14 protein-coding genes and 1 pseudogene are annotated in these 15,292 nt (G+C 44.0%); all 15 read left to right on the top strand.

Annotated elements, in window-relative coordinates:
* Positions 1–82 precede the first annotated feature (82 nt).
* The 15 genes and pseudogenes from asnC (at position 83) to glmS (ending at position 15,073) form a co-directional block, all read left to right on the top strand.
* A complete protein-coding gene (gene asnC / locus GKR74_RS08465) occupies positions 83–544 on the top strand; it encodes a transcriptional regulator AsnC (protein WP_036950600.1) in 462 nt (153 codons plus the stop codon).
* Positions 545–635: 91 nt separating this feature from the next.
* Positions 636–1,079: pseudogene (mioC, locus tag GKR74_RS08460) on the top strand (FMN-binding protein MioC); the annotation flags it as partial.
* A gap of 379 nt (positions 1,080–1,458) precedes the next feature.
* Entirely contained in the window at positions 1,459–3,348 is a 1,890-nt protein-coding gene (gene mnmG, locus GKR74_RS08455; RefSeq protein WP_154603238.1) for a tRNA uridine-5-carboxymethylaminomethyl(34) synthesis enzyme MnmG, read from the top strand.
* A 1-nt stretch (position 3,349) separates the two neighbouring features.
* Positions 3,350–3,973 (top strand): 16S rRNA (guanine(527)-N(7))-methyltransferase RsmG, encoded by a 624-nt coding sequence (rsmG, locus tag GKR74_RS08450; protein WP_154603237.1) that lies wholly within the window; start codon positions 3,350–3,352, stop codon positions 3,971–3,973.
* A 590-nt stretch (positions 3,974–4,563) separates the two neighbouring features.
* A complete protein-coding gene (gene atpI, locus GKR74_RS08445; RefSeq protein WP_036950608.1) occupies positions 4,564–4,938 on the top strand; it encodes a F0F1 ATP synthase subunit I in 375 nt (124 codons plus the stop codon).
* Between the two features lie 33 nt (positions 4,939–4,971).
* A complete protein-coding gene (gene atpB, locus GKR74_RS08440) occupies positions 4,972–5,790 on the top strand; it encodes a F0F1 ATP synthase subunit A (RefSeq protein WP_006660652.1) in 819 nt (272 codons plus the stop codon).
* Positions 5,791–5,837: 47 nt separating this feature from the next.
* On the top strand, positions 5,838–6,077 hold the full coding sequence (gene atpE, locus GKR74_RS08435; RefSeq protein WP_004246596.1) for a F0F1 ATP synthase subunit C: 240 nt from the start codon (positions 5,838–5,840) through the stop codon (positions 6,075–6,077).
* Positions 6,078–6,134: 57 nt separating this feature from the next.
* Positions 6,135–6,605 carry a F0F1 ATP synthase subunit B gene (gene atpF, locus GKR74_RS08430; protein WP_181477768.1) on the top strand — a complete coding sequence of 157 codons (471 nt, stop codon included), beginning with the start codon at positions 6,135–6,137 and terminating at the stop codon, positions 6,603–6,605.
* 12 nt (positions 6,606–6,617) lie between these two features.
* Positions 6,618–7,151, top strand: coding sequence for a F0F1 ATP synthase subunit delta (gene atpH, locus GKR74_RS08425; protein ID WP_036950613.1), 534 nt, complete (start codon positions 6,618–6,620; stop codon positions 7,149–7,151).
* Positions 7,152–7,165: 14 nt separating this feature from the next.
* A complete protein-coding gene (atpA, locus tag GKR74_RS08420) occupies positions 7,166–8,707 on the top strand; it encodes a F0F1 ATP synthase subunit alpha (RefSeq protein ID WP_132496978.1) in 1,542 nt (513 codons plus the stop codon).
* 55 nt (positions 8,708–8,762) lie between these two features.
* Positions 8,763–9,626 (top strand): F0F1 ATP synthase subunit gamma, encoded by an 864-nt coding sequence (atpG, locus tag GKR74_RS08415; RefSeq protein ID WP_006660648.1) that lies wholly within the window; start codon positions 8,763–8,765, stop codon positions 9,624–9,626.
* A gap of 34 nt (positions 9,627–9,660) precedes the next feature.
* On the top strand, positions 9,661–11,043 hold the full coding sequence (atpD, locus tag GKR74_RS08410) for a F0F1 ATP synthase subunit beta (protein ID WP_006660647.1): 1,383 nt from the start codon (positions 9,661–9,663) through the stop codon (positions 11,041–11,043).
* Between the two features lie 21 nt (positions 11,044–11,064).
* Positions 11,065–11,490 (top strand): F0F1 ATP synthase subunit epsilon, encoded by a 426-nt coding sequence (locus GKR74_RS08405; protein WP_006660646.1) that lies wholly within the window; start codon positions 11,065–11,067, stop codon positions 11,488–11,490.
* A gap of 123 nt (positions 11,491–11,613) precedes the next feature.
* The gene (gene glmU, locus GKR74_RS08400; RefSeq protein ID WP_154603235.1) at positions 11,614–12,984 is read left to right on the top strand and encodes a bifunctional UDP-N-acetylglucosamine diphosphorylase/glucosamine-1-phosphate N-acetyltransferase GlmU; all 1,371 of its coding nucleotides are present in this window, start codon (positions 11,614–11,616) and stop codon (positions 12,982–12,984) included.
* A gap of 256 nt (positions 12,985–13,240) precedes the next feature.
* Positions 13,241–15,073, top strand: coding sequence for a glutamine--fructose-6-phosphate transaminase (isomerizing) (glmS, locus tag GKR74_RS08395; protein WP_154603234.1), 1,833 nt, complete (start codon positions 13,241–13,243; stop codon positions 15,071–15,073).
* Positions 15,074–15,292 lie beyond the last annotated feature (219 nt).

Below are 15,292 nucleotides of genomic sequence, written 5' to 3'. Positions count from 1 at the left end.
TCATTAAAAAAAGCCTTTACTGTTTATTTTGATTAAAAAAATGGGTATAAAAATGAATAATCATCAAAATGAGGGCTAAATAATGCCGGAAAATTATCAAATCGATAATCTCGATCGTGACATACTTCACGAATTAATGGTCAATGCACGTACACCTTATGCTGAACTCGCCAAAAAATTCTCGGTAAGTCCTGGAACCATTCATGTACGCGTGGAAAAAATGAAGCAGGCTGGGATCATAAAAGGAACTCGTATCGATATCAGCGCAAAACAGTTGGGTTTTGATGTCTGCTGCTTTATAGGGATCATTTTAAAAAGTGCCAAGGATTATCATACTGCCCTCAAAAAGCTGGATGCTTTAGAGGAAGTCGTAGAGGTTTACTATACGACGGGTCAATACAGTATCTTTATTAAGGTAATGTGCCGCTCGATAGATTCCCTTCAAGACGTACTTATCAACAAAATTCAGACTATCGATGAAATACAATCAACCGAAACGCTGATCTCCTTACAGAACCCGATCATGCGAACGATCACCCCGTAGAAAAAAAATGATATAACCACATTATCCACAGGTAGATCCCAGCTCATTCACAGCGTACAATAGCGCCCTGTTAATGTGAAAGAGAGTAACCATGAGCGTAACAAAAGTAACCTTAATTAGTGGCAGTACCATGGGCAGCGCCGAATATGTTGCGGAGCATATGGCAGAGATTTTAGAAGAACTCGGCTATGAAACGGATATACAGCACGGTCCTGAACTGGATGACTTACCACTTGAAGGGTTATGGCTGGTGGTGAGCTCAACACATGGAGCAGGGGATCTTCCCGAAAATATCCAAGCTTTAGCGGAAGCAATTCAAACTCAGTCACCAGACCTGAGCAAGATCAAGTATGGCGCAGTAGGGATTGGCAGTTCGGAATATGACACTTTTTGTGGTGCGATCCATACCCTAGATACCTTATTACAGGATCATGGGGCAAAAAGGATCGGTGATTGCTTTGAAATTGATGTTCAGCAACACGAAATTCCTGAAGATCCTGCAGGAGAATGGGTTAAAATTTGGGCAAACGAACTCTGATCTGTTCAAATTAACCGCAAACAACTGTGGATAACTCCGGTAAGATCATGGTATTAACCGGTAGTTATCCAGATTATAAGTTTTAGGTCGTCTAAGGCCTGTGCATAAGTCCCTGTTTTGATCCCAGCTTATACGCAAAAGGATCACGGATCATTCACAGTATATGATCCTTTACACTTTGATGATCTTTAAAGTGAAAAATCACTTATCCACAGAAACAGGCGATCCTAATAAAAGATCTAATAAAGAGATCTTTAAATAAAAAAGATCTTTATATTATATAGGCAAGAGGCCAGGGCTTGGTCTCTCCATCAAACTTGAGTAGAATTCACTCCTCGAATGCAGAATCCGCATTTTCTAACGTTAAGGTTCACACATGTTTTATCCAGAGCAATTTGACGTCATCGTAATTGGTGGTGGTCATGCCGGTACTGAGGCAGCAATGGCAGCTGCACGTATGGGGCGTCAAACCCTATTACTGACTCACAATATTGATACATTGGGCCAGATGTCTTGCAACCCAGCCATCGGTGGGATCGGTAAGGGACATCTGGTAAGAGAAATTGATGCCCTCGGTGGTTTAATGGCTACCGCAACTGACAAAGCGGGTATTCAATTTAGAACACTTAATGCAAGTAAAGGCCCAGCGGTTCGTGCAACTCGCGCACAAGCAGACCGCGTGCTCTATCGCCAAGCTGTTAGAACTGCATTAGAGAATCAGCCAAACTTAATGATCTTCCAACAACCTGTTGAAGATCTGATTGTTGAAAATAACCGAGTTACCGGTGCTGTTACCCGCATGGGCTTAAAATTTAAAGCCAAAGCGGTGGTATTAACCGTAGGTACTTTCCTTGATGGAAAAATTCATATCGGTTTAGAAAACTACAGTGGCGGTCGTGCTGGTGATCCACCCGCAATTACGTTATCTCAACGTTTAAGAGAATTGCCATTACGTGTAAACCGCTTAAAAACGGGTACACCACCACGTATTGATGCAAGAACTATTGATTTCAGTCAGTTAGCTCAACAGCTAGGTGATGATCCAATGCCAGTATTCTCATTTTTAGGTTCGCAAGAGCAGCATCCACAACAAGTGCCTTGCTACATCACCTATACCAATGAGCAAACCCATGATGTGATCCGTAATAACTTAGATCGCAGCCCAATGTATGCAGGGATCATCGAAGGGATCGGCCCTCGTTACTGTCCTTCCATTGAAGATAAGGTAATGCGTTTTACTGATAAAAACGCTCACCAGATCTTCTTAGAGCCTGAAGGCTTAACTAGCAACGAAATTTATCCAAACGGGATCTCCACCAGCTTGCCATTTGATGTTCAAATGAAAATTGTTCATTCCATGAAGGGAATGGAAAATGCAAGGATCGTCCGTCCTGGTTATGCCATTGAGTACGATTTCTTTGACCCGCGTGATCTAAAACAAACTCTCGAAAGCAAATTTATCGAAGGCTTGTTCTTTGCGGGTCAAATCAACGGTACAACAGGTTATGAAGAAGCTGCTGCTCAAGGTTTATTAGCGGGTCTTAACGCTGCACAACATGCATTTGACCTTGAAGGTTGGTTCCCACGTCGTGACCAAGCCTATGTAGGCGTTTTAGTTGACGACCTGTGCACATTAGGTACCAAAGAACCGTACCGTATGTTCACTTCCCGTGCGGAATACCGTTTAATGCTACGCGAAGATAACGCCGATTTACGTTTAACCGAGAAAGGGCGTGAATTAGGTTTAGTGGATGATGTTCGTTGGGAGCACTTCAACCGCAAAGTCGAAATGATTGAAAAAGAACGCCAACGCTTAAAAGATATCTGGGTTCACCCTAAATCTGATAACCATGAAGAAATCGACCAAATTTTAACCGTTCCATTATCGAAAGAAGCGAATGGTGAAGATTTACTACGTCGTCCTGAAATGACGTATCAAATGCTGACCTCGTTAAATCTGTTTGCTCCGGGTGTTGAAGATCCTCAAGCGGCAGATCAAGTTGAAATTCAAGTGAAATACGAAGGTTACATTGCTCGCCAGCAAGAAGAGATCGAACGTCAACTGCGTAATGAAAATACATTACTCCCTGTTGATCTAGACTATAAGCAAGTGAAAGGCTTATCCAACGAAGTCATGGCGAAACTGAATGACCACAAACCAACGTCAATTGGTCAAGCATCTCGTATTTCAGGGATCACACCAGCAGCAATTTCAATTCTGTTAGTGTGGCTCAAAAAACAAGGCATGTTGCGTCGGAGTGCATAATATGGATTTACTCAGCAAACTGACAAAGCTATTGGCAAAAGCTGACATCCAACTGACTGACAAGCAAAAACAGCAGTTAGTCGATTATGTCGGTTTATTGCACAAGTGGAACAAAGCGTACAATTTAACGTCGGTACGTGAGCCGGAACAAATGTTAGTTCGCCACATCATGGACAGCATCGTGGTGAACGGTCACCTCAAGGGCGACAAGTTTATCGACGTAGGAACGGGCCCAGGGCTTCCTGGCGTTCCTTTAGCGATCATTCGACCTGATGCTCACTTTGTTTTATTGGATAGCTTAGGGAAGCGTATACGCTTTCTGAAACAGGTTCAGCATGAGTTAGGGCTAACTAACATAGAGCCTGTTCAATCTCGAGTGGAAGAGTATCCGGTTGAAGATGGATTTGATGGCGTAATTAGCCGAGCTTTTGCATCACTCAACGATATGCTGAGTTGGTGCCACCATCTTCCCGCGAGGGAAGGGCGCTTTTATGCGTTAAAAGGTGTAGTTCGTGATGATGAACTCACACAGTTGCCAGAAGGCTTTGAAGTTGAGTCCATTACAGAGCTAAAAATTCCCGAATTAGACGAACAGCGTCACTTGGTTAAATTATTCAAAAAATAACGTAGTTTTTAGTAAAATTATTTTATCTTTTAGAGCGGTAGCCGTACATTTACAATGTTACGGCTATTTTTATATATAATTAAAATAAAGATAATTTAAATTCACTTATTATTTACAGAATATTAACGAATATATATCAAAAATAATCACATTAATGGTAATAATATTCCTAATCTAATATTCTTACTAAATCGTTTTAGCATTAATAATGAAATATCCAAATTATCTTTTCATTTTTTTGTCTAAAAAATAACAAATTTAATTATTTGATTTATGGCTTAAAAACAGGGTTCTAACCAGATAAAGAGTGTGGTTATTAATCAAGAGATTAAGATTTGTTGTGATCTTAATCACATAAAGTTATTTTTAGGCGACGAATCGTTAATAAATTATTAATCCCACCTGTCTTAATTCTGCGCTATCTCGAAAAAATTAAATATTTATTCACCTTTTCGCTACTTACTGATTGAATTCATTTCGCCTGCCCGTATAATTTGCACGTTTTTGTCTCTTGACACATTTAAGCAAAGGCAGTTTTATTACAACCCTTAGCGTTTCTTAGGCTGAGAGAGCTGGGAGTACACAAAGTTATGTCTGTTTCCCTTTATGGCAGTAATGCTTCTAAGCAACTGTCTATTCAGTTAATAACTTTTGTAATCCTCAGTGGGGCTTTCTGTGCAAATAGTATAGAATGGGGGGCCTCTGCTCTTGCTGGTGGGTTAGCATGCTGGTTACCTAATATCGTATTTATGCTGCTATCACGCTTTGAAAAAGCAAAAGAAGAGGATGAACCTGTCCGCATTGCCTGGTTCTTTGCATTAGGAGCAGGGTTAAAGGTTGTGACAACTATTACTGTCTTAGTTGTTGCTTTTGGTGTGTTTAAAGCGTCAATAACACCACTGGGTTTGACCTATTTAGCGGTGCTGATTGTTCAGATTGTTGCACCAGCCGTTGTAAAACGGTAAGTATTTTTAAACTACAAAAGGGTAAGAGGCATCATGTCTGCATCAGGAGAAGTGATGACTACAAATGAGTACATAGGTCACCATCTGAGAAACCTTCAGTTGGATCTACGTACCTTTGAGTTGGTCGATCCCCACGCTAGTCCAACGTTTTGGGCGTTAAACATTGACTCGCTTTTTTTCTCAGTAGTTCTCGGGGCTTTATTCCTGTGGCTATTTAGAAAAGTTGCTGCCAATGCGACTAGTGGCGTACCCGGTAAGTTACAGACTGCAATAGAACTGATCATTGGTTTCGTTGATAACTCAGTCCGTGATATGTATCACGGGAAGAGCAAAGTTATTGCCCCTCTGGCATTAACGGTGTTCGTCTGGGTATTTTTAATGAACCTTCTGGATCTACTTCCAATTGATTTTATCCCATACATCGGTGAGCACTACTTAGGTTTACCTGCTCTGCGTATTGTTCCAACCGCAGATGTGAGTATCACGATGTCGATGGCAATTGGTGTGTTTATCCTAATAATCTTTTACAGCATCAAGATGAAAGGAATTGGCGGATTCACGAAAGAGCTCACTATGCAGCCTTTCAACCATCCGGTATTTATCCCTGTAAACTTGATTCTTGAAGGGGTTAGCCTGCTGTCAAAACCTGTATCACTCGGTCTGCGACTGTTTGGTAACATGTATGCAGGTGAATTGATCTTTATTCTTATCGCGGCTCTGCTTCCGTGGTGGTCACAGTGGTTGTTAAGCCTGCCTTGGGCTATCTTCCACATACTGATTATTACGCTACAAGCCTTTATTTTTATGGTTCTGACTGTTGTCTATCTGTCGATGGCTTCTGAAGAGCACTAATTTTATTAATCAATAATTGTATTAACTGAAACAAACTGGAGACTGTCATGGAAAACCTGAGTATGGATCTGCTGTACATGGCTGCCGCTATTATGATGGGTTTAGCGGCGATCGGTGCTGCGATCGGTATCGGCATCCTAGGTGGTAAATTTTTAGAAGGCGCTGCTCGTCAGCCAGATTTAATTCCTCTGCTGCGTACACAGTTCTTTATCGTAATGGGTCTGGTCGATGCTATTCCGATGATTGCTGTTGGTCTGGGCTTATATGTAATGTTCGCTGTTGCCTAATTAACGTTCGGCACACATTAAGAACATTAACTAACTAATAAATAAGAGGTATTGTCTGTGAATCTAAATGCAACAATCCTCGGCCAGGCTATCGCGTTTGTCCTGTTTGTTTTGTTCTGTATGAAGTATGTATGGCCACCGATTATGGCGGCCATAGAAAAACGTCAAAAAGAAATTGCTGACGGTTTATCTTCCGCAGAACGTGCTAAAAAGAACCTGGAACTGGCGCAAACCGACGCAACCGACCGACTGAAAAAAGCGAAAGCTGAAGCTCAAATCATCATTGAACAAGCGAATAAACAACGCACTCAAATGATTGATGAAGCTAAAGCTGAAGCAGAAACAGAACGTGCAAAAATCGTAGCACAAGCGCAAGCTGAAATTGATGCTGAGCGTAAACGTGCACGTGAAGAGTTACGTAAACAGGTTGCGATGCTTGCTATCGCAGGTGCCGAGAAGATCATCGAACGTTCCGTGGATGAAGCTGCTAACAGCGACATCGTTGATAAACTAGTCGCTGAACTGTAAGGAGGGAGGGGCATGTCTGAAATCGCTACTGTAGCTCGCCCCTACGCCAAAGCAGCTTTTGACTTTGCTGTGGAAAACCAAGCTGTTGCTAAATGGCAGGAAATGCTGGCCTTCACCTCTGAGGTGACGCGCAATGAACAGGTTGGTGAGCTGCTTTCTGGTTCTATTGCACCAGAAACATTAGCTAAAACGTTTATCTCTGTTTGTGGAGATGAAATTGACGAGCATGTTCAAAATCTGATTCGTGTTATGGCGGAAAACGGTCGTTTAACAACGATGCCAGAAGTATTAGCTCAATTTATCCAATTGCGCGATACGCTGGAATCAACTGTTGAAGTTGATGTTCTTTCTGCGAACGAACTGAGTGAACAGCAGTCAGCTAAAATTTCTGCCGCGATGGAAAAACGTCTGTCACGCAAAGTTAAGCTGAATTGCAAAATTGACAAGTCTGTTATTGCTGGAGTGATCATTCGTGCGGGAGACCTCGTCATTGACGGTAGTGTCCGCGGTCGCTTAGAGCGTTTAACTGACGTCTTGCAGTCTTAAGGGGACTGGAGCATATGCAACTGAATTCCACCGAAATCAGCGAACTGATCAAACAGCGTATTGCTCAGTTCGATGTTGTGAGTGAAGCTCACAATGAAGGTACGATTGTTTCCGTTAACGACGGTATCATTCGTATTCACGGTTTAGCCGAAGTCATGCAGGGTGAAATGATCGCTCTGCCTGGCAACCGTTACGCAATTGCACTGAACTTAGAGCGTGACTCTGTTGGTGCGGTTGTTATGGGTCCTTATGCTGACTTAGCAGAAGGCATGAAAGTTAAATGTACTGGTCGTATTCTTGAAGTTCCAGTAGGCCGTGGCCTGTTAGGACGTGTAGTGAATACACTGGGTCAACCAATTGATGGTAAAGGTCCTGTTGAGCACGATGGCTTCTCTCCTGTAGAAGTTATTGCTCCGGGTGTTATCGACCGTCAATCCGTTGATCAACCTGTACAGACTGGTTATAAATCAGTCGATGCGATGATTCCAATCGGCCGTGGCCAGCGTGAGCTTGTCATCGGTGACCGTCAAACTGGTAAAACAGCTCTGGCGATCGATGCGATCATCAACCAGCGTGATTCTGGCATCAAATGTGTTTACGTTGCTATCGGACAGAAAGCATCAACTATCTCTAACGTAGTACGTAAACTGGAAGAACACGGCGCTCTGGAAAACACTATCGTTGTTGTTGCAACTGCATCTGAATCAGCTGCACTGCAATACTTAGCACCATACTCTGGTTGCGCGATGGGTGAATATTTCCGTGACCGCGGTGAAGATGCTCTGATCGTTTATGATGACCTGTCTAAACAGGCTGTCGCATACCGTCAAATTTCACTGTTGCTGCGTCGTCCACCAGGACGTGAAGCATACCCAGGTGATGTTTTCTATCTGCACTCCCGTTTACTTGAGCGTGCTGCTCGTGTTAACGCTGATTACGTAGAAGCATTCACTAAAGGTGAAGTGAAAGGCCAAACTGGTTCATTGACTGCTCTGCCAATCATTGAAACTCAAGCGGGTGACGTTTCTGCATTCGTACCAACAAACGTAATTTCGATTACTGATGGTCAGATCTTCCTGGAATCTAACCTGTTTAACTCTGGTATTCGTCCAGCAGTTAACCCAGGTATTTCAGTATCTCGTGTTGGTGGTGCTGCTCAGACTAAAATCATTAAGAAACTGTCTGGTGGTATCCGTACAGCACTAGCTCAATACCGTGAACTGGCAGCGTTTGCTCAGTTTGCTTCCGACCTCGATGACGCAACTCGTAAACAGTTGAGCCACGGTCAGAAAGTAACTGAACTGCTGAAACAGAAACAGTATGCACCAATGTCAGTAGCAGAGCAGGCACTGTCTCTGTTCGCTGCAGAACGTGGGTATCTGGACGATGTTGAGTTAGCAAAAATTGGTGCATTCGAAGCTGCATTAGTTTCATTTGCACAGCGCGAGCATGCTGACCTTATGAACGAAATTGGTCTGGCGGGCAAATATAACGATGATATCGAAGCTAAGTTGAATAAACTGCTCGAATCATTCAAAGCCACCCAGTCCTGGTAATACTATTCGGCCCGTGAATTTTTATGGGCCGTCTGGTTAATAAGGAGAAGCAGAAATGGCCGGCGCAAAAGAGATACGTTCCAAGATTGGAAGCGTGCAAAACACGCAGAAGATCACTAAAGCGATGGAAATGGTCGCGGCGTCCAAAATGCGTAAAACGCAGGAACGCATGGCGGCCAGCCGTCCTTATGCAGAAACCATGCGCAGTGTGATTGGTCACCTTGCATTAGGTAATCTGGAATATAAACACCCATATCTCGAAGAGCGTGAAGTTAAGCGCGTCGGGTATTTGGTTGTTTCAACAGACCGTGGTCTGTGTGGTGGTTTGAACGTTAACCTGTTCAAAAAACTGCTGGCAGACATGAAAACGTGGTCTGAGAAAAACGTTCAGGTTGATTTGGCTTTAATCGGTTCTAAAGCGGTAGCATTCTTCGGTTCTGTAGGCGGCAATGTCGTTTCACAAGTAACCGGAATGGGGGATAACCCGACCCTTTCTGACCTGATTGGCCCAGTTAACTCTATGCTACAAGCCTATGATGAAGGGCGTTTAGATAAACTGTATGTGGTGAACAACAAGTTCGTCAATACAATGTCTCAAGAGCCAACAATTCTTCAATTACTGCCATTGCCTGCAAGCGATGACGAAACACTGAAGAAGAAATCTTGGGATTATTTATATGAACCCGATCCTAAGGCGTTGCTGGATACCCTGCTGCGTCGTTATATCGAGTCGCAGGTTTATCAGGGCGTCGTTGAAAACCTAGCTAGTGAGCAGGCCGCTCGAATGGTAGCGATGAAAGCCGCTACAGATAACGGTGGAAACCTGATCAAAGAGTTGCAGTTGGTTTACAACAAAGCTCGTCAGGCCAGCATTACTCAGGAACTGACCGAGATCGTTTCTGGTGCTGCCGCGGTTTAACAGCTAGGTTTACGAATTACGTAGAGGATTCAAGATGGCTACTGGAAAGATTATCCAGGTAATCGGCGCCGTTGTGGACGTCGAGTTCCCTCAAGATAACGTACCAAAAGTGTACGATGCTCTTGAGGTTATTAACGGTAAAGAAAAACTGGTGTTGGAAGTTCAACAACAGTTAGGTGGTGGTGTTGTCCGTTGTATCGCAATGGGTACATCAGACGGTCTGAGCCGTGGTTTAGAAGTTGTAAACCTAGAGCACCCAATCGAAGTACCAGTCGGTAAAGCAACTCTGGGACGTATCATGAACGTTCTGGGTGAACCAATCGACATGAAAGGTGATATCGGCGAAGAAGAGCGCTGGTCTATTCACCGTGCTGCACCAAGCTACGAAGAGTTAGCTAACTCAACTGAACTGCTGGAAACCGGTATCAAAGTAATGGACTTAATCTGTCCATTCGCGAAAGGTGGTAAAGTAGGTCTGTTCGGTGGTGCGGGTGTTGGTAAAACAGTAAACATGATGGAACTGATCCGTAACATCGCGATTGAGCACTCAGGTTACTCAGTGTTTGCCGGTGTTGGTGAGCGTACCCGTGAAGGTAACGACTTCTATCATGAAATGACCGACTCAAACGTTCTGGATAAAGTATCACTGGTTTATGGCCAGATGAACGAGCCACCAGGAAACCGTCTGCGTGTTGCGCTGACTGGTCTGACTATGGCTGAAAAATTCCGTGACGAAGGTCGTGACGTACTGCTGTTCGTTGACAACATTTATCGTTATACACTGGCAGGTACTGAAGTATCAGCACTGTTAGGTCGTATGCCATCAGCGGTAGGTTACCAACCAACGCTGGCGGAAGAGATGGGTGTTCTGCAAGAACGTATTACCTCAACTCAAACTGGTTCTATCACTTCCGTTCAAGCGGTATACGTACCAGCGGATGACTTGACTGACCCATCACCAGCAACCACCTTTGCTCACTTAGACGCAACTGTAGTTCTGAGCCGTCAAATCGCATCTCTGGGTATCTACCCTGCGGTTGACCCTCTGGATTCTACCAGCCGTCAATTAGACCCACTGGTAGTTGGTCAAGAGCACTATGATGTTGCTCGTGGCGTTCAGTCTATTCTGCAACGTTACCAAGAACTGAAAGATATTATTGCAATCCTGGGTATGGATGAACTGTCTGAAGAAGACAAACTGGTTGTTGCTCGTGCTCGTAAGATCCAGCGCTTCCTGTCTCAACCATTCTTCGTTGCAGAAGTCTTTACCGGTTCACCAGGTAAGTTCGTTTCTCTGAAAGACACTATCCGTGGCTTCAGCGGCATCCTGAACGGTGATTACGACCACCTGCCAGAACAAGCGTTCTACATGGTTGGTACCATTGAAGAAGCTGTGGAAAAAGCGAAAAAGCTTTAATCCATCTGACGAGAGGTTGATATGGTAGCTGCAATGACATACTACCTGAAAGTAGTAAGCGCGGAAAAACAGATGTTTGAAGGCTTAGTACAAAAAATTCAGGTGACAGGTAGTGAAGGTGAGTTGGGGATTTATCCGCAGCATACCCCGCTGCTGACTGCCATAAAACCGGGCATGGTACGCATTACGAAGCAGTTTGGCGAAGAAGAACTAATTTACCTCTCCGGCGGTATCTTAGAAGTTCAACCAACTGGTGTTATCGTACTCGCTGATACAGCGATCCGTGGTAAAGATTTAGACGAAGCTCGTGCAGTGGAAGCTAAACGCAAAGCGGAAGAACATGTCCGCAAAGCACACGGCGATGTTGATTATGCTCAGGCATCAGCAGAACTTGCAAAAGCAATAGCGAAACTTCGAGTTATCGAGTTAACTAAAAAGCTTATGTAATGATAGCAATATAGAAAAAGCCAGTTAGTTTGACTAACTGGCTTTTTTATTTGTGCGAAATATGTAGTAATTTATGCAGGAAATAGGTTTACTTTCACCCCAAAGTTGGAGTTTCAGGAAAATATGACTGTGCAAAGAAAAAGTGTCGTGATTTTAGCTGCCGGTAAAGGCACACGGATGTATTCAGACTTACCTAAAGTTCTGCATTTACTCGCAGGTAAACCAATGGTTCAGCATGTGATTGATACTGCGAAATCAATCGGTGCGTCGGATATTCATCTGGTATACGGACATGGCGGTGATTTACTGAAAGAAAAACTGGGTGAACAAAACCTCAATTGGGTTCTGCAAGCGGAGCAACTGGGTACCGGTCACGCAATGCAGCAAGCCGCTCCCCACTTCCAAGATGACGAAGACATTGTCATGCTGTATGGCGATGTACCTCTGATTGCGAAAGACACATTACAACGACTGGTAGAAGCTAAGCCAGAAGGCGGCATTGGCTTACTGACAGTTATCCTCGATAAACCAGCCGGTTATGGTCGCATTATCCGTGAAAACGGCGAAGTCGTTGGTATCATCGAACAGAAAGATGCCAGCGAAGAGCAGCGTAAAATCCAAGAAATCAACACCGGTATTATGGTCGCAAGCGGCAAAGACTTTAATCGCTGGCTGAGCCAACTGAACAATAACAATGCCCAAGGTGAATACTACATCACCGACATCATTGCCCTTGCTCATAAAGAAGGCAACAAAATTGCGACCGTTCACCCAAGCCACCTCAGTGAAATGGAAGGGGTTAATAACCGTCTGCAATTAGCGGCGTTAGAGCGCATCTACCAAAAAGAACAAGCTGAAAAATTACTGTTAGCGGGTGTGATGCTGATCGATCCTGCGCGTTTTGATATTCGCGGAACCTTAACTCACGGTCGCGATGTGGTGATCGACACTAACGTGATCATCGAAGGTAACGTGACGCTGGGTAATAACGTTCAGATCCAAACTGGCTGCGTACTGAAAAACTGTGTGATTGGCGATAACTCAGTTATCAGCCCATACTCAGTGATTGAAAATTCTGAATTATCCACGGAATGTACTGTTGGACCTTTCGCTCGTTTACGCCCTGGTGCTAAATTAGCAGCGAAATCCCATGTGGGTAACTTTGTTGAAATGAAAAATGCCACGCTGGGCTTAGGCTCTAAAGCAGGACACTTAAGCTATCTGGGTGATGCTCAGATTGGTAGTAATGTGAATATTGGTGCGGGCACGATCACCTGTAATTATGATGGTGTGAATAAATTTAAAACAGTTATTGGTGATGATGTGTTTGTTGGCTCTGACACTCAGTTAGTTGCTCCAGTGAGTGTGGCTAATGGCGCAACCATTGGTGCTGGTACCACGGTCACTCGTGATATTAACGAAGGTGAGCTGGTGGTGAGCCGCGTGAAACAGACACACATTAAAAACTGGCAGCGCCCAGTAAAGAAAAAATAAGTAAATAAAACATAAGTAAATATAGAGGAGAGATATTCAAGTCTCTCCTATGATTAGCTATGAACAAATTAGCTATCTAAGAATTAGCAGTCTAAGCAATGTCGGTCAGTATTTTTTAATATAAAAATCGCTACAAAGTAGCAAACAAAACAATAAATTCCCCGTTTCTACAAGGCTGGGGAACAGCGAAAGCTGAACAATAATCAGGTTGCGACAATAAGAGGGGAATAACCCCTTTATTTAGGAATAACTTAATATGTGTGGAATTGTTGGTGCTGTCGCACAACGTGATATCGCGGAAATTCTGTTAGAAGGTCTTCGCCGTTTAGAATACCGTGGTTATGACTCTGCGGGTATGGCGGTGGTTGATCATGAAGGTCATCTGCAACGCTTACGTGAAGTCGGTAAAGTACAAATGCTGGCGGAAGAAGCAGAAAAGAACCCAGTTTCTGGTGGAACGGGTATCGCGCATACTCGCTGGGCGACTCATGGTATTCCAAGCGAGCGTAACGCTCACCCTCATACCTCGGGTTATATTGCCGTTGTTCATAACGGAATTATCGAGAACTATTTAGAACTGAAAGAAGAGCTGAAAAAACTTGGCTATATCTTTAGTTCAGACACTGACACGGAAGTAATTGCGCACCTTGTTCATCATGAACAGCAGCAAGGCGGCACATTACTGGAAGTGGTTCAGCGCGTGATCCCGCAATTACGTGGCGCTTATGGCACCGTGATTATGGATAGCCGCAACCCAGAATTATTAGTCGCAGCACGCTCTGGTAGCCCGTTGGTTATCGGTTTGGGTGTTGGCGAAAACTTCTTAGCTTCTGACCAACTGGCATTATTGCCTGTGACTCGCCGTTTTATCTACCTAGAAGAAGGGGATATTGCGGAAGTCACTCGTCGCACTGTGCGTATTTTTGATAAGCAAGGCGCACCAGTTGAACGTGAGCAAATCGAATCGAATGTTCAATACGATGCAGGTGATAAAGGTGCATACCGCCATTACATGCAAAAAGAGATTTATGAACAGCCGATGGCGATTAAAAACACTCTTGAAGGGCGTTTTAACCAAGACAATGGTATCGACCTGAGCGAATTAGGTCCGAAAGCCAGCGAAATACTGTCTAAAGTCGACCATATCCAAATCGTCGCCTGCGGAACTTCCTACAACGCAGGTATGGTTGCGCGTTACTGGTTTGAATCACTGGCGGGTATTCCTTGTGACGTGGAAATTGCGTCTGAATACCGTTACCGCAAACCGGCACACCGTAAAGGCAGCTTGATGATCACCATTTCCCAATCAGGGGAAACGGCGGACACACTAGCCGCTCTGCGTTTGTCTAAAGAACTGGGTTACTTAACGTCTCTGGCGATTTGTAATGTTGGCGCATCTTCATTAGTCCGTGAATCTGAGTTTTCGCTGATGACCAAAGCGGGCGCGGAAATTGGCGTCGCTTCCACCAAAGCATTCACAACCCAATTAACGGTATTGTTGATGCTGGTGGCGTATATGGGACGCTTGAAAGGGGCTAACCCAGAACTGGAAGAGCGTATTGCTCATGCACTTCACGCACTGCCAGCGCGTATTGAAAGCATGCTGTCTCAAGACAAAGTGATTGAAGCGTTAGCGGAAGATTTCTCAGACAAAAACCATGCGCTGTTCTTAGGTCGTGGCGATCAGTTCCCTATCGCTGTTGAAGGCGCACTGAAACTGAAAGAGATTTCGTATATCCACGCTGAAGCATATGCCGCGGGCGAATTAAAACATGGCCCATTAGCATTAATTGATGCGGATATGCCGGTTATCATCGTTGCACCGAACAACGAACTGTTAGAAAAACTGAAATCTAACATTGAAGAAGTTCGCGCACGTGGTGGCCTGCTGTATGTGTTCGCTGATCAAGATGCTGGCTTTGTGGCAAGTGAAAACATGAAAATTGTTTCCCTGCCACATGTGGAAGAGTTGATCGCCCCAATTTTCTACACTGTTCCTCTGCAGCTGCTTTCTTACCATGTTGCGTTAATCAAAGGAACTGACGTGGATCAGCCGCGTAACTTGGCAAAATCAGTGACTGTTGAGTAATCTCGCCCTGATTTAAAAATCCAGCCGGTGTCCTGTAAAAGTACACCGGCTTTTTATTACTTATCTATTCTTACACACCATTTAAATTTCCCCGCTGAACTATAACAATCCGATGTTAATTAGTTGATTGGGTATGCATCTATTCGCTATCAATTTCACGTATACTTAATTTTCTTGATGCAGTATTGAGCAATAATAAACAACAATAAAAATCAGCAG

Source organism: Providencia sp. wls1914 (genome assembly GCF_009706645.1).
Lineage (GTDB): Bacteria > Pseudomonadota > Gammaproteobacteria > Enterobacterales > Enterobacteriaceae > Providencia > Providencia zhijiangensis.
This window is presented reverse-complemented; position numbering and strand designations above follow the sequence as displayed.